Annotated in this window: 29 protein-coding genes and 1 pseudogene; 6 read left to right on the top strand and 24 right to left on the bottom strand. The window is 69.2% G+C overall.

Features of this window, described 5'->3' with window-relative positions:
- Positions 1-41: 41 nt before the first annotated feature.
- The 7 genes from EOV43_RS01735 to EOV43_RS01705 form a co-directional block, all read right to left on the bottom strand.
- Positions 42-830 (bottom strand): GNAT family N-acetyltransferase, encoded by a 789-nt coding sequence (locus EOV43_RS01735; RefSeq protein WP_128219405.1) that lies wholly within the window; start codon positions 828-830, stop codon positions 42-44.
- A gap of 111 nt (positions 831-941) precedes the next feature.
- On the bottom strand, positions 942-1,292 hold the full coding sequence (locus EOV43_RS01730) for a sterol carrier family protein (protein ID WP_128219404.1): 351 nt from the start codon (positions 1,290-1,292) through the stop codon (positions 942-944).
- 34 nt (positions 1,293-1,326) lie between these two features.
- Positions 1,327-2,094 (bottom strand): hypothetical protein, encoded by a 768-nt coding sequence (locus tag EOV43_RS01725; protein ID WP_128219403.1) that lies wholly within the window; start codon positions 2,092-2,094, stop codon positions 1,327-1,329.
- A gap of 4 nt (positions 2,095-2,098) precedes the next feature.
- Entirely contained in the window at positions 2,099-2,788 is a 690-nt protein-coding gene (locus EOV43_RS01720; RefSeq protein WP_128219402.1) for a hypothetical protein, read from the bottom strand.
- Positions 2,789-2,951: 163 nt separating this feature from the next.
- Positions 2,952-3,866: a 2-hydroxyacid dehydrogenase gene (locus EOV43_RS01715; protein ID WP_206611367.1), complete on the bottom strand. Its 915-nt coding sequence runs from the start codon at positions 3,864-3,866 to the stop codon at positions 2,952-2,954.
- 154 nt (positions 3,867-4,020) lie between these two features.
- On the bottom strand, positions 4,021-6,303 hold the full coding sequence (purL, locus tag EOV43_RS01710) for a phosphoribosylformylglycinamidine synthase subunit PurL (RefSeq protein ID WP_206611366.1): 2,283 nt from the start codon (positions 6,301-6,303) through the stop codon (positions 4,021-4,023).
- Between the two features lie 134 nt (positions 6,304-6,437).
- Complete coding sequence (locus EOV43_RS01705; protein ID WP_164878613.1) at positions 6,438-6,743, bottom strand: Dabb family protein; 306 nt, start codon at positions 6,741-6,743, stop codon at positions 6,438-6,440.
- A 140-nt stretch (positions 6,744-6,883) separates the two neighbouring features.
- Between EOV43_RS01705 and EOV43_RS01700 the strand changes: the two genes are divergently transcribed.
- Complete coding sequence (locus EOV43_RS01700) at positions 6,884-8,248, top strand: glycoside hydrolase domain-containing protein (protein WP_164878612.1); 1,365 nt, start codon at positions 6,884-6,886, stop codon at positions 8,246-8,248.
- 18 nt (positions 8,249-8,266) lie between these two features.
- On the opposite strand, the gene EOV43_RS01695 is transcribed toward EOV43_RS01700, so the two are convergent.
- The 16 genes and pseudogenes from EOV43_RS01695 to EOV43_RS01630 form a co-directional block, all read right to left on the bottom strand.
- Positions 8,267-8,890, bottom strand: coding sequence for a hypothetical protein (locus tag EOV43_RS01695; protein ID WP_128219398.1), 624 nt, complete (start codon positions 8,888-8,890; stop codon positions 8,267-8,269).
- A 161-nt stretch (positions 8,891-9,051) separates the two neighbouring features.
- Positions 9,052-9,507 (bottom strand): DUF3817 domain-containing protein, encoded by a 456-nt coding sequence (locus EOV43_RS01690; RefSeq protein WP_128219397.1) that lies wholly within the window; start codon positions 9,505-9,507, stop codon positions 9,052-9,054.
- A 99-nt stretch (positions 9,508-9,606) separates the two neighbouring features.
- Positions 9,607-10,275, bottom strand: coding sequence for a phosphoribosylformylglycinamidine synthase subunit PurQ (purQ, locus tag EOV43_RS01685; protein ID WP_128219396.1), 669 nt, complete (start codon positions 10,273-10,275; stop codon positions 9,607-9,609).
- Positions 10,275-10,523 (bottom strand): phosphoribosylformylglycinamidine synthase subunit PurS, encoded by a 249-nt coding sequence (purS, locus tag EOV43_RS01680; RefSeq protein WP_128219395.1) that lies wholly within the window; start codon positions 10,521-10,523, stop codon positions 10,275-10,277. Before purS ends, purQ begins: the two co-directional genes overlap by 1 nt.
- 175 nt (positions 10,524-10,698) lie before the next feature.
- Positions 10,699-10,878 (bottom strand): hypothetical protein, encoded by a 180-nt coding sequence (locus EOV43_RS01675; RefSeq protein WP_128219394.1) that lies wholly within the window; start codon positions 10,876-10,878, stop codon positions 10,699-10,701.
- Positions 10,879-10,975: 97 nt separating this feature from the next.
- Positions 10,976-11,317 (bottom strand): hypothetical protein, encoded by a 342-nt coding sequence (locus tag EOV43_RS01670; protein ID WP_128219393.1) that lies wholly within the window; start codon positions 11,315-11,317, stop codon positions 10,976-10,978.
- A 14-nt stretch (positions 11,318-11,331) separates the two neighbouring features.
- The gene (locus tag EOV43_RS15275; RefSeq protein ID WP_164900540.1) at positions 11,332-12,453 is read right to left on the bottom strand and encodes a hypothetical protein; all 1,122 of its coding nucleotides are present in this window, start codon (positions 12,451-12,453) and stop codon (positions 11,332-11,334) included.
- A gap of 482 nt (positions 12,454-12,935) precedes the next feature.
- Positions 12,936-13,409 carry a hypothetical protein gene (locus EOV43_RS01660; RefSeq protein WP_128219392.1) on the bottom strand — a complete coding sequence of 158 codons (474 nt, stop codon included), beginning with the start codon at positions 13,407-13,409 and terminating at the stop codon, positions 12,936-12,938.
- 299 nt (positions 13,410-13,708) lie between these two features.
- The gene (locus EOV43_RS01655) at positions 13,709-13,912 is read right to left on the bottom strand and encodes a hypothetical protein (protein ID WP_128219391.1); all 204 of its coding nucleotides are present in this window, start codon (positions 13,910-13,912) and stop codon (positions 13,709-13,711) included.
- Positions 13,906-14,103, bottom strand: coding sequence for a hypothetical protein (locus tag EOV43_RS01650; protein ID WP_128219390.1), 198 nt, complete (start codon positions 14,101-14,103; stop codon positions 13,906-13,908). Before EOV43_RS01650 ends, EOV43_RS01655 begins: the two co-directional genes overlap by 7 nt.
- A gap of 161 nt (positions 14,104-14,264) precedes the next feature.
- Positions 14,265-14,675: an AMP-binding enzyme gene (locus tag EOV43_RS15810; RefSeq protein WP_277871124.1), complete on the bottom strand. Its 411-nt coding sequence runs from the start codon at positions 14,673-14,675 to the stop codon at positions 14,265-14,267.
- A 25-nt stretch (positions 14,676-14,700) separates the two neighbouring features.
- Entirely contained in the window at positions 14,701-15,168 is a 468-nt protein-coding gene (locus EOV43_RS15805; protein ID WP_277871123.1) for an AMP-binding protein, read from the bottom strand.
- Positions 15,093-15,827 carry an AMP-binding protein gene (locus EOV43_RS15800; RefSeq protein WP_277871122.1) on the bottom strand — a complete coding sequence of 245 codons (735 nt, stop codon included), beginning with the start codon at positions 15,825-15,827 and terminating at the stop codon, positions 15,093-15,095. The genes EOV43_RS15805 and EOV43_RS15800 overlap by 76 nt, the downstream gene beginning before the upstream one ends.
- Before the next feature lie 66 nt (positions 15,828-15,893).
- On the bottom strand, positions 15,894-16,103 hold the full coding sequence (locus tag EOV43_RS01640; RefSeq protein ID WP_128219389.1) for a hypothetical protein: 210 nt from the start codon (positions 16,101-16,103) through the stop codon (positions 15,894-15,896).
- Complete coding sequence (locus EOV43_RS01635; protein ID WP_128219388.1) at positions 16,100-16,870, bottom strand: AsnC family protein; 771 nt, start codon at positions 16,868-16,870, stop codon at positions 16,100-16,102. The genes EOV43_RS01640 and EOV43_RS01635 overlap by 4 nt, the downstream gene beginning before the upstream one ends.
- A gap of 316 nt (positions 16,871-17,186) precedes the next feature.
- Positions 17,187-17,929: pseudogene (locus tag EOV43_RS01630) on the bottom strand (phosphoribosylaminoimidazolesuccinocarboxamide synthase); the annotation flags it as partial.
- 520 nt (positions 17,930-18,449) lie between these two features.
- On the opposite strand from EOV43_RS01630, the gene EOV43_RS01625 reads away from it, so the two are divergent.
- The 5 genes from EOV43_RS01625 to EOV43_RS01605 all read left to right on the top strand — a co-directional run bounded on the left by EOV43_RS01625 (position 18,450) and on the right by EOV43_RS01605 (position 22,913).
- A complete protein-coding gene (locus tag EOV43_RS01625) occupies positions 18,450-19,145 on the top strand; it encodes a hypothetical protein (RefSeq protein WP_128219387.1) in 696 nt (231 codons plus the stop codon).
- 165 nt (positions 19,146-19,310) lie between these two features.
- Positions 19,311-19,628: a hypothetical protein gene (locus EOV43_RS01620; protein WP_128219386.1), complete on the top strand. Its 318-nt coding sequence runs from the start codon at positions 19,311-19,313 to the stop codon at positions 19,626-19,628.
- A 510-nt stretch (positions 19,629-20,138) separates the two neighbouring features.
- On the top strand, positions 20,139-20,552 hold the full coding sequence (locus EOV43_RS01615) for a hypothetical protein (protein ID WP_128219385.1): 414 nt from the start codon (positions 20,139-20,141) through the stop codon (positions 20,550-20,552).
- Between the two features lie 141 nt (positions 20,553-20,693).
- Complete coding sequence (locus EOV43_RS01610) at positions 20,694-20,996, top strand: antibiotic biosynthesis monooxygenase family protein (RefSeq protein WP_338419051.1); 303 nt, start codon at positions 20,694-20,696, stop codon at positions 20,994-20,996.
- A 264-nt stretch (positions 20,997-21,260) separates the two neighbouring features.
- Positions 21,261-22,913, top strand: a complete 1,653-nt coding sequence (locus EOV43_RS01605) for a hypothetical protein (protein ID WP_128219384.1) — start codon at positions 21,261-21,263, stop codon at positions 22,911-22,913.
- Positions 22,914-22,997: 84 nt separating this feature from the next.
- Here the strand turns inward: EOV43_RS01605 and EOV43_RS01600 are convergent, their stop codons facing one another.
- Positions 22,998-24,767 carry a BCCT family transporter gene (locus EOV43_RS01600; protein ID WP_128219383.1) on the bottom strand — a complete coding sequence of 590 codons (1,770 nt, stop codon included), beginning with the start codon at positions 24,765-24,767 and terminating at the stop codon, positions 22,998-23,000.
- Between the last annotated feature and the right edge of the window lie 259 nt (positions 24,768-25,026).

The raw sequence follows: 25,026 nt of genomic DNA, 5'->3' as shown, positions 1-25,026 counted from the left end.
CCCGCAAGGGGGAACACGCAGCAGGACGAGAGGACGGAGCGTCAGGCGATCGCACCCTCGAGCGCCTGGTGCAGTTCGACGGCGACCTCGACGGTCTCCAGGCCGAGACGGGAGTAGCAGCCGAACGCCGGACCCTCAGGATCAGCGACCATCACCAACTGGCGGGCACCCCGGGCGGCGGCCCACTCCCCCATCCGGTGGATCAGCGTGGAGGCGATGCCCTGCTTGCGACGACGGCCATGGGTGGCCACCGACTGGAAGCGGAAGACGCCGTCCCCGACGTCGTACAGACCTGCGGACGCAGCGAGACGCCCGTCGACGAAGACACCCCAGCGATACCCGCGACCGGCCTCGACCAGACGCTGCTCCTGACGGGCGCGGCCCTCGACGTAGGTGCGGGTGTAGCGGGCGTCGTCGGCGTAGACCGACAGCTCGAGGTCGACCCACTTCTTCCACTCGTCGGAGGTGATCGGACGGATCCCGCCGCCGACGAAACGGCGCTCCGGCGCGACGAGGCGAGCCGCGGTCATGACGTGCGAGACGTCCTTGTCCATGCCGGCCTGCTCGAACTCGACGGTGTCGAGGTCGGTGGTGGAGTCGATGCCGATCGCGCGGAAACGGTTGGTGCGGAACCACGTGTCGTAGGCGCCCATGACCTCGCGCGCACCGCCGGCGAGCGGGAGGTTCTTCAGGAGCAGGAAGTTGCCCCAGTGGTACGTCGGGTTGTCCGGGGTGGTCACCAGCAGGTGGGTTCCACAGTCGCGGACGGTGCTGCCCGAGGCCTCGAGGACAGCGATGTCGGTGCGCCAGGCGAGTGAGGTGACGTCCATGGGCACATGATGCCGCGCTCGTGGGCGTCCCGCCCCTCCGGGTCTCGCGCGCCCCACCGGTTTGGGTCGTGAAAACGGCGTTTTCGCGACCCAAACCGGTGGGGTCTGACGTCAGGCGAGGGGCAGCCAGGGCTCCAGGTCAGCGCGCTGCCCGCTCGCACTCACCTTGCCCGACGCCTCAGCCTCGGCCCACGTCATCTCCCCACGCGCCAACGCGACCCAGGTCGCGGCGTCGGTCTCGACGACGGCCGGCGGGGTGCCGCGGGTGTGCTTGACGCCCGGGATCACCTGGACCGCGGCGTACGGCGGGACCCGCACCTCGACGGAGTGCCCGGGCGCCTTCTCCTCCAGCAACGCCATGTAGTGCTTGGTCAGCAGCTTCCACTCCGCGCGGCCCTTCGGGTCGGCGGCCAGCGCAGCCTCGACCTCGGAACGGTCAGCGGGGACGAGTCGACGAGCCATGCGTCGAGCCTACGAGCCCGTCGCCACGGCCGGGTCAGGCGGAGGCGTGGATCTCCAGGTCGAACCCGAGATCGCGTCGTCCGTCCTCCCGACCCCAGACCGGGGCCACGCTGACGACGAACCCGGTGGCACGATCCAGAACCACGCGGTGCGCGACCGGGTACGCCGCAGCGACGAGACGTTTCTCGTCGCCGTACTCCTGACGTGCGGTGTGGGCGTTCTCCAGCAGCGGGCAGCATCCGCAGCGGGGCTCGTAGGCCGGCTCTGTCACCGCGAGGGCTGCCCACGCCTCGCGTCCGTGGTGGGTGGTCACGTTGACATCGCGCAGCGCGACACCGGCGGAGAGTTCGAGCGGGTCGAGCATCGCGACCCAGACATAGTTGTCGTACATCGGGTCGTCGACTTCGTACGCCTCGGGCACCTGACCCGTCGCGGCGAGCCACTCCTGCCCTTGGTCGGGCCGGACGGCAACCAGGCCGTCCTCGCGACGCATCGGTTCCGCCGCGTGCACCCACCTCAACGACGCAGCGCGAGCCGCGACGACGTCGTCGGCGTACCTCTCCGGCATCCCCGACCACGCGGCGACCACCGACGGCGGCACGTAGGTCTGCATGCCGGCTGCCCAGGAGTGCTCACCGTTCTCGTCGAGAACGGTCAACTCACCCGGACGACGCAACCACGCCTCGACGACCTGGTGGACGCCGTCCCTGTGCATCCGTCGGGTGATGTGCGCACTGGTGCACAACCACGGCGACGAGCGTGCCAGCGCCCGGAAGTCGTCCGGCGTGGGGGTTGCCGTCATCGGCTCACTTGACCTTCGGCGCCTTGATGGTGACCTTCTTGCCCCACTTGGTGAAGTCCTGCTTGCTCTTCACCGTCACGCCGAACCCGGTGACGGTGGAGGCGACCCGGATGGGGCGGTACTGAGTGTCCAGCCACACCGTGTAGGCGGAGACCTTGACACCTTCGAACACCGGCTTGCCGGCATATTCGCGGGCCTTGACGCCGTTGATCTTCTTCTCGACGCCGGTCCACTTCCACTTCACCGTGCTCGAGCCGAGCGCCCGCTTGTAGGAGGCTGCAGAGGCATTGGCGCGCCACAACACCCCGGTGAAGTGGGCGAGCTGCTCGTCGGCGTTGCCGTTCTTCTTGCCCTTCGACCATCCCTCACCCGCCGGCTTCATCCAGAAGTTCTTGCCGAGAGCGACCTGCTTGGAGCCGTCGCTGCTGCTGACGGAGGCGTCGGTGGTCTTCCCGAACCGGTAGGGGCCCTTCCCGGTCGGACCGCCGGACTGCGTGGTCCGGATGACGACGGTCTTCGACTTCTTCATCGCCGCGACCGTGCACTTGGCAAACGTCTTGGGAGCGATCGCCTTGCGCGGGTTGACGGTGCGCGACGAACACGCGTCGGCAGCGGAGGCCGGGGCGGTCAGCGTCGGGAGCATCGGCAGTGCGAGTGCGACGAGCAGGACGGGAGCAGCGGTACGGCGGTTCACGGAGTCACCTCGGGTCGGCATCAGGGACGTCCGAGGTTAGGCGCAGCCGCCGGGACACGCCCGGAGAACCCGTGCACCGGTCCGCAATTGTGGGATTGATGCGTCGACACGCCGCCGGAGTGGCATCAATCCGACAATTGCGCAGGCGAGCGAAGCGAGTGCCTCAGACCGGGTGGACGACGTGGGCGAGCGGCTCGCCGGCGACCAGACGCGTCACCTGGGCGCGGATCACCGCAGCCATGCGCGGCAGCATCGCGGTGGTGCCACCGGCGACGTGCGGGGTGATCAGCACGCCGGGGGCGTTGAACAGCGGGTGGCCGTCGGGCAGGGGCTCGGGGTCGGTGACGTCGAGGGCGAAGCGCAGGCGTCCGGCCTCGGCGAGGATCGCGTCGGTGTCGGCCACTCCCCCGCGGGCGACGTTGACCAGCAGCGCGCCGTCAGCCATCTTCGCCAAGAAGCTGGCGTCGACGAGCTTGTCGGTGGCGGCGTTGTGCGGGACCAGGACGATGACGACGTCCTGCTTCGGCAGCAGTGCGTCGAGCTCGTCGAAGCCGCGCACCTGTCCGACGACGTCGTCGGGCCGGGGACGGGTCGCGACGCCGGTGACGTGCGCCTTCATCGGGACCAGACGCTCGGCCACCGCACGCCCGATCGAGCCGTAACCCAGGATCATGACGCGGGCGTCGGCGAGCGACTGACGTCCCGGCATCCGCACCCAGGTGCCGGTGTCGGCGTTGCGGACCGACTCGGGGATGCCGCGCAGCACGGCCAGCGTCATTCCGACGGCGTGCTCGGCGGTGGCGTCGTCGTGCACTCCGACGGCGCTGTGCAAGGAGACGCCGGCGGGCATCCGCTCCGGGACGCCGTCGTACCCGGCGGTCTGCAACTGGACCGCACCGACGGATCCGAAGGCCTGCACCCGGTCGATGACGCTGGGGTGGGTGGAGTAGTCGGGCACCCAGAGGTCCACGTGGGTGAGAGCGTCACCGTCGCCGTTCCAGACCGTGAACTCGGCACCCGTGACGGGACCGACGGCCTCGGCGAGTTCGGCGGTGGGAACGACGACCTGGATGCTCAACGGAATCTCCTCGGACCAGCAGCGGACAGCGCCCCGAGACTATCCGGCACAGAATGAAGCAGGAGGCCCCGCCTCGACCGTGGTCGAAGCGGGGCCTCCCGTTCAGCACTGTGTCAGTGCTGTGTCAGTGCTGTGTCGGTGCTGCGTCAGCAGATCAGGCCATCGCGGCCGGCAGGGTGGCCTGCCAAGCAGCCTTGACCTCGGCGACCGGGGCAGTGAACTGGCCCTCGACGACCAGGTCGGTGCCGCCGGTGGTGCCCAGCTCGGTGACCTTGACGCCGTTGGCGGCAGCCAGAGCGGTGAACGCCTCGACCTGCTCGTCGGTGACGGTGACCAGGACGCGGGCGGTCGACTCGGAGAAGAGCGCCACGAACGCGTCGGCGTGGACGTCGGCGACCGAGACGGTCGCGCCGATGCCGTTGCGGAAGGTCGCCTCGGCGAGAGCGATCGCGAGACCGCCGTCGGAGAGGTCGTGCGCGGAGGTGACCAGGCCGTCGCGCGAGGCGGCGGTCAGGACGTCGGCGAGCTGCTTCTCGGCGGCCAGCTTCACCTGCGGCGGGAGACCACCGAGGTGGTTGTGGACGACATGCGCCCACTCGGAGCCGGAGAGCTCCTCGGCGGTCTCGCCGAGCAGCAGCACCTTCGCACCCTCGGCGACGAACGCCGAGCCGGTGCGCTTGGTGACGTCCTCGATGACACCCAGGACGGCCACGACGGGCGTCGGGAGGATCGCGGTCTCACCGGTCTGGTTGTAGAGCGAGACGTTGCCGCCGGTGACCGGGATGCCGAGCTCGAGGCAGGCGTCCTTCAGGCCACGGCAGGCCTCGGCGAACTGCCACATGACGGCCGGGTCCTCGGGCGAACCGAAGTTGAGGCAGTCGGAGATCGCCAGCGGGGTCGCGCCACCGGTGGAGACGTTGCGGTACGACTCGGCCAGCGACAGCTGCGCGCCGGTGTACGGGTCGAGCTTGGTGTAGCGGCCGTTGGCGTCGGTCGACATGGCCACACCGAGGTTGGTGGAGTCGTCGACGCGGATCATGCCGGAGTCCTCGGGCTGCGAGAGGACGGTGTTGCCGCGGACGTAACGGTCGTACTGGTCGGTGATCCACGCCTTGTCGCACAGGTTGGGCGAGGCGACCAGGGTGAGCAGGGTGTCCTTGAGCTCGGCGCCCGTGGTGGGGCGGGCCAGCTTCTCGGCGCCGTCGGCCTGCAGGGTGTCCTGCCAGTCGGGGCGAGCGAAGGGACGGTTGTAGACCGGGCCGTCGTGGGCGACGGAGGCCGGGGGCACGTCGACGACGCGCTCGCCGTGCCAGTCGATCTCGAGGCGACCGGTGTCGGTGACCTCACCGACGACGACGGCCTCGACGTCCCACTTCTTGCAGATGGTCAGGAACGCCTCGACGTTGTCGGGGGTCACGACCGCCATCATGCGCTCCTGCGACTCGCTCATCAGGATCTCTTCGGGGGAGAGCGAGGAGTCACGCAGCGGGACGCGGTCGAGCTCGACGTGCATGCCGCCGTCACCGGCGGAGGCGAGCTCGGAGGTGGCGCAGGAGAGACCGGCGCCGCCGAGGTCCTGGATACCGGCGACGAGGCCGGCGGCGAAGAGCTCGAGGGTGCACTCGATGAGCAGCTTCTCCATGAACGGGTCGCCGACCTGGACCGACGGGCGCTTGGCGGGGCCGCCCTCGTCGAAGGTCTCCGAGGCGAGCACGGAGACGCCGCCGATGCCGTCGCCACCGGTGCGGGCGCCGTACAGGATGACCTGGTTGCCCTTGCCGGACGCGTTGGCGAGGTGGAGGTCCTCGTGACGCAGGACGCCGATGGCGCCGGCGTTGACGAGCGGGTTGCCGGCGTACGTGGCGTCGAAGACGGCCTCGCCACCGATGTTGGGCAGGCCGAGGCAGTTGCCGTAGCCACCGACGCCGGCCACGATGCCGGGCAGGACACGGGCGGTGTCCTCGGCGTCGAGCGGACCGAAGCGGAGCGGGTCGACGACGGCGACCGGACGGGCACCCATCGCGAGGATGTCGCGGACGATGCCGCCGACGCCGGTCGCGGCACCCTGGTAGGGCTCGACGAACGACGGGTGGTTGTGCGACTCCACCTTGAAGGTGACCGCGTAGCCCTGGCCGATGTCGATGACGCCGGCGTTCTCGCCGATGCCGGCGAGCATCTTGCCGACCGGGGTCTCCTGCGGGATCTCACCGAACTGCTTCAGGTGGACCTTCGTCGACTTGTAGGAGCAGTGCTCCGACCACATGACGGAGTACATGGCGAGCTCGGCAGAGGTGGGGCGTCGTCCCAGGATCTCCTTGATGCGGTCGTACTCGTCCGCCTTCAGACCGAGATCAGCCCACGGCTGCTCCCGGTTCGGGTCCTGGGTGGCAACGGCCACGGTGTCGAGCTGACTGGGGGTGCGGGAGGTCTCGGCCACGGGATGAAATCTACCTGTGACCGGACCGAGACCCGAGTCGGCACCACCCGGCTGGGACAGCAGTGCGGCCAAGGTCACGCTCCGGCCACGGCGACGGGTGACCGGAGTCACCCGTCGGACGTGACCTCGGAGCGTCAGAGCAGGTCGCCTCCGGGCACCTGCATGAAGGTCTTGCCGACCATGCGACCGGCCAGGAGGTCGTCGACGATCGCCCGGTGCGCGGGGTGCGGGGCGTAGGCACGCCACGACTCCTCGGTGTCGAAGTCGAGGACGAACATCACCGAGCAGTTGCCCTCACGCAGGCCCGGGTCGACCACGGCACGGGCGGCGAGCAGGCCGGGAACGACGCCGGCGAGGTCACGGAACGCCTGCGCGGTGACCTCGAGGTGCTCGGCAGGGGTCTCGGGGGCGAGGGTGAGGGCACCGATGTGCTGGAACACGACTGCGTTCTCCTTGATGACGCGCCGACGACGGCGATATGTGGATTGAGGCGCCCCGCTCCGGGGGATCCTTTGAGCAGCGTCCCACGGTGTCATCGCCGTCCCCGCGCTTCGCCGCCACCCCTTTCTCGGAGCCTGTCTTGCGTCTGCCGTCCCTCAAGTCCGTCGCCCTCAGCACCGCGTCCGCCCTCACCGGGCTGGCGCTGACGCTGGGTGTCATGACCCCTCCGGCCACGGCTGCGAACCCGGTCACGCCGGGCCAGTTCACCGGCTACGGATTCGACCAGTGCGTGGCTCCGACGCAGGCGAAGATGGACGCTTGGCTGCAGAACTCCCCCTTCCTGGCGGTGGGCATCTACGTCTCCGGCGACTCCCGCAGCTGCCGTACCCAGCCCAACCTGACGCTGACGTGGGTCTCGACCCAGCTCGCCAAGGGCTGGCGCCTGCTGCCGATCGCGTTGGGGCCGCAGGCCTCCTGCAACGGCAGTTTCCCCCGCTACCGCGACGACCAGAAGATCATCCGGACCCCGGGCAGCAACGGGAAGTACGCCGAGGCCCGTGCCCAGGCCCGGGTCGAGGCCAAGCAGAACGTCGCCGACGTGAAGAAGCTCGGCATCGTCAAGGGATCGACGATCTACTACGACCTCGAGCACTTCGACTCCACCAACACCCATTGCCGCGAGTCGGCGCTGGCGTTCGTCTCGGCGTGGAGCGCGAAGGTGAAGACCTACGGCTACGTGCCGGGCCTCTACGGCGGTGCGTCGTCGACGATCGCGATGGTCGACGACGCGCGGGTCAACCGTCCGGGCAAGTTCACCTTGCCCTCGCAGATCTGGATCGCGCGTTGGGACGGCAAGGCCAACACCGCCGCGCCCGGCTACGTCAGCGACGCCGGTTGGAAGGGCGGTCGGATCAAGCAGTACCTCGGCGACCACGACGAGACGCACGGCGGCGTGAAGATCAACATCGACTCCAACTGGCTCGACCTCGGCACGAAGTCGCGCACCTCGAAGGACCGTCGCTGCGGCAAGGCGTCGATCACCAACACCGGCTCGTACCCGATCGTCTCCCGGGCCAGGATCGCGAAGGGCAAGGCCACGAAGGCGCAGGTCAAGGCGGTGCAGTGCCTGCTCCGCGAGCAGGGGTACAAGAGGTTCCAGCCGAACGGGAACTTCGGTCCGCTGACGCGTTCCGCGGTCCGCAAGTACCGGATCTCGCAGGGCCTGCCGTCCTCCACCAACGTCACCCGCACCACGTGGGTGCGTCTGCTCTCCGACGGCCGTAGCGGCAGCACCCCGGTGCTCAAGACCGGCTCGACCGGCACGGCCGTGCACCGCGTCCAGCAGGCCCTGACCGCTGCCCGCGTCCGGACCGGCACCTCGACCGGCCACTTCGACGCGACGACGCGGTCCCAGGTCGCTGCGTACCAGTCGAAGGTGGGTCTCCAGCGCACCGGCGTGGTCAACGCCGTCACCTGGGCGAAGCTGTTCGCCGGCAACGCCTGAACGGGCCAACCGCGGGGCTCAGCGCAGCAGCAGGTGCGCGAAGGTCCGCTCCCCCACGACCTCGTTGCGTGAGAGATCGACGACGACGCGAGCGTTGCCGACCGTGCACAGCACCTTGCTGCCACCGCTCCAAGTGCCGAGCAACAACACCGCTCCTCCGCCACGCGCCGGCCGGACGGCCGACCAGACGCCGTCGGTCGTGGCAGCGCAGCCCGTCCGACCGTAGGAACGGCGCAGGGCCGTGCGGTCGTTCCACAACTGCCGCATCGCCTCGACCTGCTCGACGGTGACCCCGTCCACCAGACGACTCTCCCCGACGACGCCCCCACCGACGGCAAGGGCCTTGGGCAGGAAGAGACCGCTGTTCTCCGCGAGCGAGACCGGGCTACGGGGCGCTCTCCCCACCGGCGGCAACTCCCCGGGAGCCAGCGGCACAGCTGATCCCACCGACTGTTCACCGACCGGTGCGTCCGAGGCGACCGCCCCCGTCGGCGTCGCCGTGGACGGTTCGCTGGTGTCCGCCCCGCAGGCCGTCGCGGTCAGCGCGACGCCGAGCAACAGGGCGGCGACGCGGACACCGGGACGAGCCCGCGTCGTCGGGCGGGGGGAAGCAGCACTGTGGTGCGCAGCGGCGTGATGCACTGGTGTTCTCCTCGGTCCGGCCGACTCCGAGAGTGTCGACCGACCCCGAAGACTGGCAGCACCGTGATCCGCGCACAAGGGTCCCGCGAGCAGTTTTGCCCACGGACGCACGTCGCCCCCGCCCGGCGGAGCCGGACGGGGGCGAGAGACGCGGGAACCGCTCAGTGCGAGCCGCCGCCGGGCGGGCCGATCATCAGCGCCACGACGAAGAGCACTGCGACGAGAACGACGCCGACCGCCGCACCCTGGACAGGCTTGCGGATCACGAAGGCAGACGCGTGCTCCAGCGGACCCCGCGCGGGCTCGTTCCCCAGACGCCATGCGTCGGTGACGAGCTGCTTCTTCTCGACGTGGTGCTCGAACCACAACGTCAGGAACGGCGGGATCGAGGACAGCACGCCGACGAGCCAGCGGCCGACGCCCCACTTCTGGTCGACGGCGACGAACGTCGTGACGACGCAGTAGGCCAGGAAGGCGGCACCGTGCAGCATGCCGCCGACACGCACGACGAGGTCGGTGGTCTCGGTGACGTACTTCAGGACCAGACCGATGATCAGCATGGCCCAGGTCACCGCCTCGACACGAGCAACACCGCGGTACAGGCTCTTGGGACTCATGCGGCCAAGGGTACGGAGGCGTCCCACCCCACTGGAAAACGCACCGACGCCGTCCCCCTCAGCTCCGGGGAACGGCGTCGGTGATGACTCACGTGCGGATCAGGCGAAGGCCTTCTCGACCAGCGAGGTGAAGAAGCCCAAACCCTGGGTGCCGGGACCGGTGAGGTCCTCGACGGCGTGCTCGGGGTGCGGCATGAGGCCGACCACGTTGCCGCGCTCGTTGGTGACACCGGCGATGTCGTTGACCGAGCCGTTGGGGTTGACGTCGAGGTAGCGAGCCACGACGCGGCCCTCGCCCTCGATCATCTTCAGCGTCTCGGCGTCGGCGACGAAGTTGCCCTCACCGTTCTTGAGCACCACGGTGATCTCCTCGTCCTTGGCGTACGCCGAGGTCCAGAGGGTGGTGTTGTTCTCGATACGCAGCTTCTGGTCACGGCAGATGAACTTGCGGTGATCGTTGCGGATCAGCGCGCCGGGGAGCAGGTGCGACTCGGTGAGGATCTGGAAACCGTTGCAGATCCCCAAGACGGGCATGCCGGCGTTCGCGGACTCGATGACCTTGGTCATCACCGGCGAGAAGCGCGAGATCGCACCGCAACGCAGGTAGTCACCGTAGGAGAAACCACCGGGCAGGACGACGGCGTCGACACCCTTGAGGTCCTCGTCGCCGTGCCACAGGGCCACGGCCTCGTTGCCACCGATGGTGACCGCGCGGCGTGCGTCGACGTCGTCGAGCGTGCCCGGGAAGGTGACGACACCGATCTTCATCAGATGTCCTCGACGCGGACGGTGAAGTCCTCGATGACGGGGTTGGAGAGAAGCTTCTCAGCCATCTCGGCGACCTGGGCGAGCACCTCTGCGGTGGCCTCACCCTCGATGGTCAGCTCGAAACGCTTGCCCTGACGGACGTCGACCACGCCGGAGAAACCCAGGCGCGGGAGGGCGCCGAGAACGGCCTTGCCCTGGGGGTCGAGAATCTCGGGCTTGGGCATGACGTCGACGACGACTGTGGCCACGGGTGTGCTCCTGTGAACGCGGGGAAAGTCCGGCCTTGAGTCTAACGACGCAAGGTCACGATTCCACGTCGAGGGACCCGACGTGGACCAGAGTGTGACGACCCCCACGGATCACGCAGCGGTCGCAGGCGTGTCTCGGGGCGATCTCGACCACCCCTGTCGGATCACCCTCAGGTCACTTGGGGAGGCCGCGCCACGACACCCAGGCCAGGGCGACCCCGAAGCCGGCGATCAGTGGACCGAACGTCGCCGTCCACTCGTTGCCACCGTCCCAGGCACCCATGCCCTGCAGCGCCCAACCGCCCCCGGCCAGGAACAGCAGGACACCGAACGCGACACCGATCCACTTGAACATGACGCCCAGCCTAGGCGAGTCGCCCCCACTCCCCCGGACGCACGGCGGCCCCGTGCGTCGCAGGACGCGCGGGGCCGCCGAGAGGTGCAGGAGAAGGTCAGCTGGCCTCGGAGGTGCCGAAGCTCGCCACGTCGTCGGGGAACTGCTCCTTCAACCACTCCTCGTAGGCGGCGTCGTCCCACTCACCGTTCTCGTCGGTGAAGTCGGGGGTCTCGTAGCCCTCCTCCGTGTCGGACTCCAGCTCCGCAAGAGCGCCGAGGTCGCCGAACGGGTTGAAGCCCTCGAGCATCTTCTCGAAGTCGATGGTGGTGGCGTAGTGCACCCAGGTGCCCAGCGGGTCGAACTGCAGACCGCCCTCAACCTTGCGCATCACGACGGTGAGGAGGTCGCCCTCGAACGCCTTGCGCCCCAGGTCGAGCTCGTCGACGCAGCTCTTCATCGGCTCCTCGCCCTTCATCTCGGCGGAGAAGCAGCCGTCGGGCGTAGCGGATGGTGCCTGAGAACGAACCGTCGTAGGAGTACTCGTCGGACGGGTCGTAGGAGTCGTCGGTGTAGGTGGCGGTGAACTCGGCCGACTTCAGGCCGACCTTCACGAGATGTCACCCTGGTCGGTCTCGACGGTCTCCATTCTTCACGTCGATGTCGAGGCCCCAGTCTGCCCTTGGCGTCACCGAGAGACTCGTTGGCGGCGTCGACGGACGTGGCCCCACGACGCCTCACAGCGCGCGGACCGGCTCTCTGCGGGGAGCAGTGCGAGGGCGTCCTCGACGTCAGCGGTCTCAACGGCCTCGATGATCTGCTCGACCACCTGGCGGGGAGTCCTTGCCGACGATCGCCTCGTGGCCGCGGCCCACCGTCGCCCAGTCCAGGGTCTTCGGGTCGTAGGTGTCGTCGTCGTCGACGTGGTGGATGCCCTGGAAGGCGACGTTCTGGGTGGTGCCGAGCACGGAGACGTACCAGCGGCCGTCCTCCTCGATCGTCACCAACGTCGGGTGATGCCGACCTTCGCCCTCCGGCGGTGAGCTCCTTGAACCCGCCGTCCTCGGCGTTGGGCCAGACACCCTTGCGGTCCTTCGCGTCGAGGTCGAGCTCGTCGACCTCCTTCTTCAGCTTCTTGCCGTCGACCTTGTCGAGGTCCCACTCGACCGAGAGATCGGTGTCGGCGAGGCTCACCAGTGCGACCGCGGAGTCGACCTCGTCGACGGTGAAGTCGAAGGTGTCGGCGGTGACGGTGGCCGCAGAGGTGACGCCCTCCTCGGGCATCTCGCCCTGGGCGACGGCCTCCGAGCGCGACGACTCCCATGCCTCGGAGAGGCCCTCGACCTCGCCGGGCAGCACGGAGTCGATGACGCCGACGACGTCCTGGGCAGCCAGGGAGGTCAGGAACTTCTCGGCCGCGGCCTCCGGGGACGAAGCGCCGCCCTTCTGGCCGAGCACCGACCAGGCGAGGACGCCGGAAGCACCGACAGCCAGGGCGAGCGCACCCGCACCGAGCGCGAGGCCCTTGCGGTTCTTGCCCTCACGACGCGAGCCGGAGATCACGGCGCCGCTCTCGGAGGTGACGACGTCAGGCAAGGCGGTGCGCAGCCGGGGCACTGGGCGAAGCCGCTGGTCGCGGCCCCGCACTTCGAACAGTTCTGGTCCATGGGTGGTTCCCCATCCGGCTGCCCGCAGGGGCGGTCAGGCCACGTCTTCGGCCGCCGTGACGACCAGCCCGCGGTCGTCGAGGCGACCCCCCAGAGTCACCGGTCGACCTTCTCGACCAGCCGCCACAGGCCCGCGGATCCTATCGCCACACTCAGGACACTGACGCCCGAACTCTCACTCCCGTCCAGCAGGACGCCCACTCCCACCGCGCGTGTGACTGGAGTCACCCACGATCGGCTCACTCACCCGTCGTGTCGGACCGTCACTGCTTCAGGGTCACGACCGCAGTAGCCGATGAGTTCACTCCAGGTGTCGGGGCCGACGACACCGTTGCTCGCCACCCATGACGACCTGTCCTGGAAACTCACGCCACCCAGCCGTCCATCGCGGCGTCGAAGGAGGTCGTGACGTCACGCTTCGTGTTGTGGCCGGCGGAGTACAACAAGCTCTTCGCGTCGGAGACGAAGAGGCCGGTCGAGGGATCCGACCGCCCCGCCGTCGCCCCGGGAGATCCGGGGCAGTTCGGAGGAGGAGTACTCGCATGCACACGGGGTGCGACGTTCCTGGTCGCTGCGCAGTTCACGGACGTACGACCCGCCGTAGCCGATCCGGCCACGCGCCTCGCAGGCCTGCCACGCCGAGTCGAACGGCCCCAGGTAAGCGGCATACACGTCGTTGCCGTCGATCTCCTGGACGAAGCTGTTGCAGGAGTCGCTGGTGCGCAGGTACTTGGCCTCGCCTCCGGCCTGCTCATGGGCGGGCCGCAGGGTCGAGGCGTAGGCAGCGGGATCACCGGAGCTGGCCAGGATCACCAGGAACTCGCCCGAGCAGTGCTGCTGCGACATGTCGACGCCGAGCTCCAGCGGGTCCGCGGAACGCGCCATCGCCGCGGCCTTCGCGGCCCGCGTACGTGGACCCGGTTCCGTTGCTGCGGACCGGTGCGGACAGGTGGCACCCACGCCTGGTTCGGCACGGACTGTGCAACCGGGAGCGTCGTGGTCGGAGCGTCCTGCCCCGTCCGCACCAGCGACCCTCCGCAGGTCCCACAGAAACGGTTCCCTTCCCCGGGGCTCCGCACCGCGTGCAGAACGGCAGCAGTTCGTCGGTCATGGTGTTCCTCCCGGACGAGACGACGGGGCTGACCTCCAGCGTCCCCCGAGGCGACCCCTCCGGTCACCCGGAGTCACTCCCCCGACGTGAGAGCCCCTGCCGACGACGGCACCGGTTCCCGGCGGTCCAGGACCCGGTCGCGCACGCAGAGGACCAGGCCGAGCACCGCCGCCCCTGCGCCCACCAGCGCACACCAGGCCCCCGGCCCGATGCGCGCCCACTCTCCCCCGGTCACGACCACTGCCTGCAGCACTGCGACCGTCGCCCCGATCACCACGACGGCACCCCGCGCCCACCCGGCGCCACGACCGCCCACGGCGCCAGCGCCACCAGGACGAGCGCAGCGACCGGCGTGGTCAGCAGCAGGACCGAGATCCCGTCGGGCAGGAGACCGCCGAGTCGGCCGTCCAGGTCCATCCGGACCAGGTCCAGCGTGGTGCTCTCGCTGAACGTGCCACGCCCCACCATCGGCAGGAACCCCTGGGCGAACCACAGGGCCGCCCCAGCAGCGTGAAGGCCCGTCCTGCCCAGATCACTGTTCGGGGCGCTGTTCGGTGGGTCCGCACGCCAACTCCTCCCGGAGCCACGACCTGCGTCTCCGCGCACTGACGCTACGCGGAGACACAGGCTCAGAGTTCGCGCTTGAGGATCTTGCCGGTGGCCGTCATCGGCAGGGAGTCACGGAACTCGATGATCCGCGGGTACTTGTAGGCAGCCATCTGCTCCTTGGCCCACTCCTGCAGGGCGTCCTCGGAGAGCGTCGATCCGGGGGTCCGGATGACGACGGCACGGATCTCCTCGCCGTGGGTCTCGTGCGGGGTGCCGAGCACGGCCACCATCGAGACGTCGGGGTGCGTCAGCAGCACCTCCTCGATCTCGCGCGGGTAGACGTTGTAGCCGCCGCGGATGATGAGGTCCTTGGTGCGGTCGACGATGTAGTACCAGCCGTCGGCGTCGCGTCGGGCGAGGTCGCCGGTGCGGAACCAGCCGTCGTTCATGACCTCGGCGGTCGCCTGCTCCCGGCCGTGGTACCCCTTCATGACGTTGGGTCCCTTGACCGCGATCTCACCGATCTCGCCCTCGGGGGTCTCGCCCCAGGCACCCGGGTGGGGTCGATGAGCTTGAGTTCGACGCCGGGATGGCCGGCCCGATGGAGCCGGGGCGCACCGGCTCACCGAAGACGGAGAACGACGCGACCGGGGAGGTCTCCGAGAGTCCGTAGCCCTCCATGATCGTGACACCGAAGCGGCGTTCGAACTCCTTGTGGACCTCCACCGGCAGCGCCGCACCTCCGGAGACCGCGACCCGCACCCGGGCAGCGATCTCGGCAACGTCCACGCCTGCGTCGTCGAGGACAGCCAGCAGGCCCCAGTACATGGTGGGGACGCCGGCGAAGAAGGTGACGTTCTCCTTCGCCATCAGCTGCAGGGCCGCGGTGGCCTCGAAGCGGGGCAGCATCACGATGGTGCCGCCGTAGGCGATCGCGGAGTTCTGGATGACGGTCTGGCCGAAGGAGTGGAAGAGCGGCAGCACGCACAGGTAGGTGTCAGGTTCTCGGCGTCGGCCTTGAACAGCTCCTCGCTGGCCAGGGCGTTGGAGAGCATGTTGGCGTGGCTGAGCTCGGCGCCCTTGGGCTGGCCGGTGGTGCCGGAGGTGTAGAGGATGACGGCGGTGTCGTCGTCGGCGATGTCGAGGGCCGGGACCGGCGCGCCCGTCTGGGCGGCCTCCGTCATCACCTGCATCATCGTGCGGTGCGGGGCGAACTTCGAGTAGCCCTGCAGGTCCGCGGTGATGACGAAGAGGTTCTCGCAGGCCTCGGCCTCCTTGAACCCGAGGACACCCTCGCGACCCATCGGGAGGTCCTCGGTGCCCTCGAAGCAGAAGTAGGCCTTCGCGCCGGAGTCGTTGAGGTGGTACGCCACCTCGCGCGACTTCAACAGCACGTTGAGCGGGACGACGGCCGCTCCGGCCTTGAGGATGCCGTAGTAGGCGATCGTGAAGTACGGCAGGTTGGGACACGTCAGCGCGACCTTGTCCCCCGGCCCGACGCCGTACTGGGCGAGTGCCGCGGCGACGAAGTCGGTGTACTGGTCGAGCTGGGCGTAGCTGAGACGCATGTCGCCGATCACGACGGCGGTGCGCTCGGGGTACCGGGTTGCGGTGTCCTTGAGGAGGCTCGCGAGGTTCGTCATGCCCACCTTAGTGCGCCGCGTCACTCGGGAGGCGTCACCTCGGGCGACGTGTCGGGCATGGGCCTGTCATACCCGTCGCTCACGAGGGAACGGGGGCGACGCGACCGTCGGGGCGAGCCGACGTCCGTCGCGCTTGAGGGGTGCGGTGACCGTCCATCGGTCGACCACCCGGGCGCCCGGCCAGGCCGACTCCACGTCGGGCAGGTGGGCGAGGGACTCGAGCCGGACGTGGACGGTGGCGGCCGCGGGTCCGACGCTGCGGACGACGCGGCTCACCGCGGGGTCGGCGAGCACGACGGCGGCAAGAGCGTCGTCGAAGGTGGCCAGGCGAGCACCACTTCACGTCGCTGCCCCAGGACGGGAGCGGCAACGTCGCAGCCGAGACGGACCAGGCCGAGCCCGAGGAGACGTTCGACGAGACGGCGGGCGGTGGCGTCGGAGACGTCGAGACGCTGGGCGATCGCGCCGAGCGACATCCGGACGTCCTCGGTGAGGAGCAGCACGGTGTCGTGGACGGTGTCGTCGCGTGGTGGACGACCCCGGTCGGTGGGATCGAAGGGGGGTGGCGTGAGGGCTCGCACCTGGGCGGGGCCGAGGACGTCGAGCGGACGTTCGTGCTCAAGATGGGTGTCGACGACGAACTCGAGCGTGTGGCCGGTGCCCACCAGCGCCGCGACGCGACCGGCGAGCGCGTCGAGGGTGCGGTCGTGGACCAGCAGGAGCACCCCGCGGCTGGTCCGGTCCGCAGTGAGGGTGCTGGCGTCGCTGCACCACACCTCGATCTCGGCGTCGGAGGGAACGCCGGGCACGAGCACCAGAGCCAACGCCCGGGACTCCACCGGCACGTCGCAGGCGACGGTGAGCCAGGCGTTGCGGGACTCGACCAGCGCTCCCCAGCGACGGGCCACGGTGGCGGCGTCGATGCCGAGGACCTGCGCGATCCGGGCCCACGGTGCACGCGGGTCGACCTGCAGGGCGTGGACCAGCGCCCGGTCGACGTCACTCAACCGTTCGTCTGCCCCGCTGGGTTGGTCGCTCCACACGCCCCGGATCGTAGGGAAGCCGCGGCGTCGTCGGGCGGGATCGGGCGAAGCCGCAACGGAACCGAGACTCCGTGGATGACGCCGCCCACCGACACCGGACGACGCAGGCCCCTCCCGGACGTCGGGAAGGGCCTGCGTGGGTGTCTGTCGCCGTGGGGCTGGATCAGAACTGCGTGCCGGTGAGGCGCTCGAACGCCTCGACGTACTTGGCGCGGGTCAGCTCGATGACCTCGTTCGGCAGGGCCGGGGGCGGGGTGTCGGACTTCTTGTCCCAGGCCGCGTCGGCGGAGAGCAGCCAGTTGCGGACGTTCTGCTTGTCGTAGGACGGCTGGACCTTGCCAGCCGCGTAGCCCTCAGCGGGCCAGAAGCGCGAGGAGTCGGGGTGAGGACCTCATCGCCCAGGACGGTGGTGCCGTCGGCGCGGGCACCGAACTCGAACTTGGTGTCGGCCAGGATGATGCCGCGCTCGCGGGCGATCGACTCGGCGCGTCCGTAGACGGCCAGGGTGAGCTCGCGGAGCTCGGCGGCACGCTCGGCACCGACGACGTTGACGACGGCGTCGTAGGAGACGTTCTCGTCGTGGTCGCCGACGGCCGCCTTGGCGGCGGGGGTGAAGATCGGGGTCTCCAGGCGCGAGGACTCCACCAGACCCGCGGGCAGTGCGATGCCGCAGACCTCGCCGGTCTCGTTGTAGTCGATCAGGCCCGAACCGGTGAGGTAGCCGCGGGCGACGCACTCGACCGGGTACATGTCGAGGGACTCCACGATCACCGCGCGGCCCGTGACCGAGGCGGGGACGTCGGCGGAGATGACGTGGTTGGGAACGATGTCGGTGAGCTGGTCGAACCACCACAGCGACATGCGGGTGAGGATCTCGCCCTTGTCGGGGATGGTGGAGCTCAGGACGTGGTCGAACGACGAGATGCGGTCGGAGGCCACCATGAGGAGCTTCCCGGCGTGCTCGCCCTCGTCGATCCGGTAGAGGTCGCGGACCTTGCCACTGTGCAGGTGGGTGGTGCCTTCGACGACGGGCGCTGCGGGAATGTTCAGGATGGCCACGCCCCCAGCCTAGATCGCGTCGTCACCGGATCGTGACCATGCCCCGGTCCGTGGCACACGCCGCGAAAGTGACGGTCGCAGAATTTTTTCTCGCTTTGTCGCGTCATGTACCCCCATATGGGTGGTCTCTACGGGGCTGGTCGCCGACGCGACCAGGACGACGGCCGGGGGCCACGTCGTCCACGTCCTCCTCAGGGGCGAGCATCCTCCGCCCCTGAACCGAGAGGACGAGCCAGATGAACCACCCCACACCCCACGCGCCGGAGGCCTTCACCCGAAGGACGACGATCAGCCGTCGCAGCACCTTGGGGGCAGCCCTGTGGAGTGCACCCGTGATCGCCGTGGCAACCTCGGCCCCTGCCTTCGCGACGTCGTCGCCGATCACTGTCGACCCCGTGCCCACCTCCGTGGTCAGCGCCCTGCGCTGCGCCCCGGTGGGCGCAGGCACCTATTCGTTCCTCGTCCGCGAGGGCAGCGGGTCCGGCCGGGACGCGACGTCACCATCACCCTGCCCGCCGGCATGGAGTTCGTGCCGGGAGGCGGCCGGAGTCTGGTGGTGACCACCGGCTCCGACGGTCTGGCCGTGGTCCCGGCGTTCACTGCGACCGGCGCGAGCGGCACCTACAGCATCCTGGCCACGGTGGCCGGCGAGAGCGCCGCGCACACCCTCACCGTCGAGGCCACCCCCGGCTCGGTCGTCCAGGTGACCCGCGCGTCGACCGGCCAGAGCGTCGAACCGACGTTCACCTACGCCACCACCGGCATCACCACCGCGACCATCGGGGCCTCGAACGGCAACACCGCGGTCCGGGGCGGCGCCAGCATCGGGTCCAACTCGGTGGTCCTCACCACTGGCGGGCGGGTCACCGCGTGGGGCAACAACGCCACCGGCACCCCCACCGACCTGACGTACAACGGCCGCGCGGTCACCGGCGCCGAGTTCGTCGACACCTGGACCTCCATCGCCGGCAGCACCACCGGCGGCGTCGCGGCCGGCACCTCTGCGTCCGAGATCTACGCCTGGCAGGCCACCAACTCCACGCCCGTGGTGCGCAGGATCACCGGGGTGACCGGCACCGTCCTGGGCGTCGGCGCCGAGACGGGGTACAGCTACGCACTGACCACCGACGGGCTCTGGTACTGGGCCGACGCCCACCGCGGCCACAGTGATGCCCGGCACCCGTGGCGCCACGCACTTCAGCGTCTGGAGCCATGACAGGGACGCCAACGCCGTCGACCTCGAGTACGGCGGCGTGGTCGTGGTCGGCAACAGTCTGCTGGCCTGTCGCACCACCACGCCGGACCAGTACCTGAACACCCCCGCGTCGGTGCCGATCACCTCGCCCGCCACGATCCCGCTTCCGCCCGGCGGGTGTCGAAGGTGTTCGCCTCCGACGCCGTCCTGCTGGTGCTGACCACCAGCGGCGCCCTCTACCGCATGGACCAGACGTGGGGCACCTCCGCGAACCCGCAGTGGGTGGCCCTCAAGGACAGCGGCGTCGTCGACTTCAGTGCGTTCGGTTTCGACAACGTGTGGGCCGGCGGCCTCTGGCTGGACTCCACGGGCCAGGTCACGCAGTTCTTCCGCAACAACGGAAGTTGGACCAGCAAGCCGCCGCAGCCGATCCTCTCCGCTCCCGGAGTGCCGATCACCGGAGTAGTCCAGACCCGTCCAGCGACGGCACCTACATGGTGCTGACCGCGTCCGGAGAGGTCTACGGTGGGGCGGGAACCTCGACCACGCAGCCTTCACCGGTGTCGCGAAGAAGGTCGTCCTCCCGGCCGGGAAGGTCACCGACTTCAACATCTGGGGCCTCCACATCGGCCCCTACTTCGGCGGCGGCTACGTGGTGCTGGAGAACAAGAGCTGCTGAACCTCCCGGAACGGGACCCGAGCCGGGTGGTGCGGGCGTTGACGGACGCCCGCACCACCCTCATTACCGCGCGGTAGTGATGCACCTCTCGCCGAGATCGGCGAAAAAGCGTATGAAATTCCGGACGAAATCACGTCATGGTGCACAGACTGAAGCGTCAACATCTTGCTGGTCAGAACCGACCAGGACGACAGCCGGGGGGGGGGGCAACGTCGTCCACGTCCTCACAGGGGCGTGCCGTCCGCCCCCTGAATCGAGAGGACAACCATGACTCACCCCGCACCACTGGGCCCCGAGCACCGAAGACCGAACTCAAGGTCGACCGCCGCACCGCCATGCGCGCCGCCGCATGGACAGCGCCAGCCATCGCCGTCGCGTCGACGTCTCCGGCCTTTGCCGGCTCGCCCTCTGGGCCACTGTTCCTGAGCGTTGACGTCGAGAACGTCGAGGACGCTCTCACGGAGCAACTCGCATCGATTCCCCCCATCTCCATCGGGCCATTCGAGATCAACCCGGCCGATGGCCTGCCCAACTGCGTCAGCACTGGCAACTTCTCATCGCGCATCAATGCGCAGGTGACCGATGCCAGTGGCGCAGGCGTGCCGGGCAAGCGGGTGACCTTCGTGCTGACTGGCGGCAAGTTCATCGGGGCCGACTACGCGATCAGCGGCACAGGAGGCCCGTCTCCGTCCCTGCGTTCTACTGCCACGGGGCACCAGCGCCGCGACACTCAGCGCCTACATCACTGATGAGCCCGGGGCGGCCCCGTTCGACCCGCCGATCACACTCCCCGTCTCCGGGGACAACCTCGCCTGCGGGATGGCGCCCACGCCCCCGGGTACGTCACTCTCCCCGGACTCTGACCCCTCCACCCATCCTCACTACGGTGAATCCATGAGCCTCGTGAAGATCAACGCCATCTCCGTCCCGCCGCAGGCCGGAGCCGAACGAGCGCCGCTTCCCGAGCGCGCGGGCCAGATGAACGGAACCCCGGGCTTCCTCGGCTTCCAGCTGCTGCGCCCCACCGCGAACGAGACCGCTACTTCGTCGTCACCCAGTGGGCCGACGAGGAGTCGTTCGTCGCCTGGCGAGACGGCGACGCCCGCGCCGCGCACGCCGGCCAGCACGGCAAGCCGGTCGCGTCGGGTGCAGAGCTCATGGAGTTCGACGTCGTGCTCGACGTGAAGCCCTGAGGAATGACACCGGCAGCACCACACGCCCCACGAAACACCCCCGCCCCACGAGTGCCGGGGTGTTCTTCGTCTCCACGGGCGCCGAATCGCCCGCTCACCTGCGGAAATGTGGCGCATCGGCAGGCATCGCGAGTTTCTTAGACATTTCATTGAAATGCGACAGTGGAGTGCTCCTGTCATCCGGAAGCGAATGCCCCCCGAGAAGTCAGGATCCCCCCCACTGACGCCGCCCCCGCGGCGCCGATTCCTGCCTGAAGGACCCCGATGCACTCCCCCGAGCACACCTCCCTGAGCCGTCGCGCCGTCGTGCGCACGCTCTCCTGGACCACACCGGCCGTGGCCGTCGCGGCGGCCGCCCCCGCCTACGCGACATCGGTCCCCTCGACCGGTCAGGTCGTCGTCGAGAACTACGCCATCGAGCCCGTCGACAACGTCCCCACCCCGACGGTCGAGCAGTGCCAGCAGCACGCAGGCATCACGTTCCTGGCCACCCGCAACAACCAGCCGGCCCCCACCACTGACACCGTCACCGTGCAGCTGCCCTTCGGCCTCACGTTCGCCGGCGGCCTCGGCGCGAACGTCGACGGCGTCACCGTCCTGGAAGTCCCGGTCGGCCGCAACGGCGTCGTCACCGTCCCGGCGATCGTCCCCACCGGCTCGGCCGGCACCTACACGGTCACCGTCGCCTACCGCGGCGAGACCACGACCCAGTCGGTCGTCGTGACCCCTGCCCCCGGCGAAGTCTTCGAGATCCACCGCTCCACCGGCTCATCCACCGCCTCGGCCACGTTCAGCGCCCTCGAGGTGTCGGTGGGTTCGGCCGTCAGCGCCGGCGCGATCATGGGCGACCAGTACACCGCCACCAACTCCGCCGGCAGCGACCAGGTGAAGAACGGTGCCAACGGTGCCGTCATCGCCGCCGGCGGCACCGTCCGCCTGTGGGGTCGCAACATCGACGCCCCCACCACCGCTCCCGTCGCGCTGAAGCACTCCGGCACCGAGGTGACCGGAATGCAGTTCGTCGACGCCTGGACCTCGATCGCCGACAACGACCAGTCCACCGGCGGCGTCGCGGCGAGCGCGTCCGGAAACGTCTTCCAGTGGTACCGCACCGGCACCACCTCCGGCACGCTCGTGGTCGCGAAGGTCTCCGGCATCACCGGCACGGTCCTCCAGGTCGCCTCCGACCAGACCCGCTCGTACGTTCGCACCACCACCGGCGTCTTCTCCTGGACCACCGCAACCCGTGGCTCCAGCGCCACCGCCACCCAGATCCTGGCCTCGGGCAACGTCACCCAGCTCGACACCTTCGGCTACGTCTACAACGGCACCAAGGTGGGCGGCTCTGCGATCGCCGACGGCAAGCTCTGGTCGTGGGGCTCCGACGCGAAGGCCAGCTCCATCGCGCTGCCGGCTGGCGCAACCGGCGTCGCCAAGATCGCCACCGGCAGCGCCGGCCTGATGATCCTGGACACCGCCGGCAATCTCTGGTCGCGCGGCGTCTACTCCTCCGACGCCAACTCCTGGACGAAGCGCGCCTCCGACGTCGTCGACTTCTCCTTCTGGGGCTTCGGCGACATCTACGCCGGCGGAATGTGGATCACCACGGCAGGGACCGCGTTCAAGTTCTTCGGCGACCGCACCTGGTACACCCCCGAGCCCGTCACCCGTGCGTCGGACCGCACCCCGCTGAGCGGCATCACCAAGACGTTCTCCTCCGACGGCACCTACCTGCTCCTCACCTCCGACGGCACCGTGTGGGCCACCGGAGGCAACCTGGACAACGCCGGACGCAACCGCGCCACCACCTTGGCTGTCGGCTCCGGCACCACCACCGACCTCAACGTGTGGGGGCTGCACCTGGGCTCCAACTACTACGGCGGCGGCTACGTCCTGAAGAACTCGGCCGGCTGCTGACACAGCACTCCTGCCCCGCGCCTGACGCACGTGTGCCCCGTCCGCCGAACAGCGAACGGGGCACACGTGCGTGGGCGTGGTGCGTCAGGACTCGACGTCGACGACCGGCATCCCGGCCGGAGGGGTCTTGGGAGCCAACGGGTTGGTGGCCTCTTCGTCGTGCACGACGGCCAGCGCGAAGTCGTCGCCGTGGTCCTCGACGCCGTGCAGGACGGCCTCCTCGACCCGCGCGGCCGCGTACCTGCGCCGCACCACGACCGGGTCACGGTTGAGGTCGCGGACCAGGGCCACGCAGATCCCGACCATCACCACGACGAACGGCAGCGCCGCGACGATGGTGATGTTCTGCAGACTGACCAGGGCCGAGTCGCCACCCTCCCCCGAGCGGTTGCCGATCACCAGCATCACTGCCGCCACGGCGCCGGTGAGCGATCCCCAGAAGACGACGTTCACCCTCTTGGGCTCTGCCGCTCCGCGTTCGGAGAGCGAGCCCATCACGATCGAGGCGGCGTCGGCGCCGGAGACGAAGAAGATCGCGACCAGCAGCATCACCAGGATGCTGGTGACCTGTGCGATCGGGTACTGGTCGAGCAGGCCGAAGAGGATCTCGGTGGAGTCCTCGCCGAGCATCGCGCCGGTCTGCTCCTCGAAGATCGCTGCACCACCGAAGATCGCGAACCACACCAGGCTCACGACGCTCGGCACCATCAGCACGCCGAAGACGAACTGGCGGATGGTGCGACCCCGGGAGATGCGAGCAATGAACATGCCCACGAAGGGCGTCCACGACACCCACCAGGCCCAGTAGAAGACGGTCCAACTGCCCAGCCAGGTGGCGACCTCTTCGCCCTCCGCGCCGGTGCGGCCGGCCATCACCCCCATCTGGTCGACGTAGGTGCCGAGCGAGGCCGGGATCATGTCGAGGATGAACACGGTGGGGCCGGCGACGAAGACGAAGATCGCCAACGCGAGCGCCAGCACCATGTTGATGTTGGACAGGTACTGGATGCCGCGGGCGACGCCGGAGACGGCCGAGACGATGAAACAGATCGTCAGGACCACGATCAGGACCACCAGGAACGTGTTGGTGATGCGGCCACCGTCGGAGACGATCGTGTAGCCCTCAGCGATCTGCAGGGCCCCGAGGCCGAGCGAGGCCGCCGAGCCGAACAGCGTCGCGAAGATCGCGAGCATGTCGATCACCTTGCCGGCGGGGCCGTCGACGGCCTTGCCCAGCAGCGGTCGGAAGATCTGGCTGATCAGCTGGACCCGCCCCTTGCGGTACATGCCGTAGCCGACCGCCAGACCCACGACGCAGTAGATCGCCCACGGGTGCAGCGTCCAGTGGAACAGCGTCTGGGCCATGGCGTTCTCGACCGCATGCTCGGGGTCGGTGCCCGGGATCGGGTTGCGGACGTACTGCAGCGGTTCGGCCGCGCCCCAGAACATGAGCCCGATGCCCATGCCGGCGCTGAACATCATCGCGACCCAACTGGCGGTACGGAACTCCGGCTCCTCGTCGTCGCGACCCAAGGGGATGCGGCCGAACTTGCCCAGGGCGAGCCACAGCACGAAGGCGACGAAACTGCTGGAGACCAGCACGAAGAGCCAGCCGGTGTTCTCCAGGACCCAGGCCAGGGCGTCGTCGACGAAGGACTTCATCCCCGCGGTGTCAGTGGCACCCCACACGAGGAAGACCAGGACGATGACGGCCACGACCCCGAAGACGACGGGGTCGAAGCGTCCCCGCTGACGTTCGGCGTCGATCGGACCGAAGTCGAGGGCCGGGTGGCGTCGGCGTCCTCGGTCAGGACGGGGACCTGCGTGGGTCCCGTTCTTGGTGTCGTCTCCCATGGGTGTCGTGACGCCGGTCCTCGGCGCCCCTCCTGTTCGTCGTGGGGCAGGTGGCCCCAGACAACCCCGGCTCAGGAGCCTCGTCCAGCAACGTTTCCGAACGGTTACATCGATTCAGGGAGCATGCTGCCAAAATCAGCCTGCCGAGGCGACCATGCACGAAAGATCACTTTTTTCGCGCCAAAGAGGTTTGGGATGATTCTTTGAAGGGAAACAGGAAATGTTTCCTGTGGACGGGCCGGCCAAGGCCGCCCCGGTC

The sequence above is a fragment of the Nocardioides yefusunii genome, assembly GCF_004014875.1.
Taxonomy (GTDB): Bacteria; Actinomycetota; Actinomycetes; order Propionibacteriales; family Nocardioidaceae; genus Nocardioides; species Nocardioides yefusunii.
The sequence above is the reverse complement of the archived record's forward strand: the minus strand, read 5'-3'. Positions and strand labels throughout refer to the sequence as shown.

Bases quoted from the DNA above. Each gene is read 5' to 3' on its own strand.
- EOV43_RS01735 (WP_128219405.1), bottom strand. From the start codon at position 830: ATGGACGTCACCTCACTCGCCTGGCGCACCGACATCGCTGTCCTCGAG.
- EOV43_RS01730 (WP_128219404.1), bottom strand. From the start codon at position 1,292: ATGGCTCGTCGACTCGTCCCCGCTGACCGTTCCGAGGTCGAGGCTGCG.
- EOV43_RS01725 (WP_128219403.1), bottom strand. From the start codon at position 2,094: ATGACGGCAACCCCCACGCCGGACGACTTCCGGGCGCTGGCACGCTCG.
- EOV43_RS01690 (WP_128219397.1), bottom strand. From the start codon at position 9,507: ATGAGTCCCAAGAGCCTGTACCGCGGTGTTGCTCGTGTCGAGGCGGTG.
- purQ (WP_128219396.1), bottom strand. From the start codon at position 10,275: ATGAAGATCGGTGTCGTCACCTTCCCGGGCACGCTCGACGACGTCGAC.
- EOV43_RS01675 (WP_128219394.1), bottom strand. From the start codon at position 10,878: ATGTTCAAGTGGATCGGTGTCGCGTTCGGTGTCCTGCTGTTCCTGGCC.
- EOV43_RS01670 (WP_128219393.1), bottom strand. From the start codon at position 11,317: ATGAAGAGCTGCGTCGACGAGCTCGACCTGGGGCGCAAGGCGTTCGAG.
- EOV43_RS01660 (WP_128219392.1), bottom strand. From the start codon at position 13,409: ATGGCGCGTTCCGCGGACCCGCTGGAGCTCGGCGTCGACATGTCGCAG.
- EOV43_RS01650 (WP_128219390.1), bottom strand. From the start codon at position 14,103: ATGGTGGGGCGTGGCACGTTCAGCGAGAGCACCACGCTGGACCTGGTC.
- EOV43_RS15810 (WP_277871124.1), bottom strand. From the start codon at position 14,675: ATGAAGGGGTACCACGGCCGGGAGCAGGCGACCGCCGAGGTCATGAAC.
- EOV43_RS15800 (WP_277871122.1), bottom strand. From the start codon at position 15,827: ATGACGAACCTCGCGAGCCTCCTCAAGGACACCGCAACCCGGTACCCC.
- EOV43_RS01625 (WP_128219387.1), top strand. From the start codon at position 18,450: ATGGAGTTCGTGCCGGGAGGCGGCCGGAGTCTGGTGGTGACCACCGGC.
- EOV43_RS01615 (WP_128219385.1), top strand. From the start codon at position 20,139: ATGCGCGCCGCCGCATGGACAGCGCCAGCCATCGCCGTCGCGTCGACG.
- EOV43_RS01605 (WP_128219384.1), top strand. From the start codon at position 21,261: ATGCACTCCCCCGAGCACACCTCCCTGAGCCGTCGCGCCGTCGTGCGC.
- EOV43_RS01600 (WP_128219383.1), bottom strand. From the start codon at position 24,767: ATGGGAGACGACACCAAGAACGGGACCCACGCAGGTCCCCGTCCTGAC.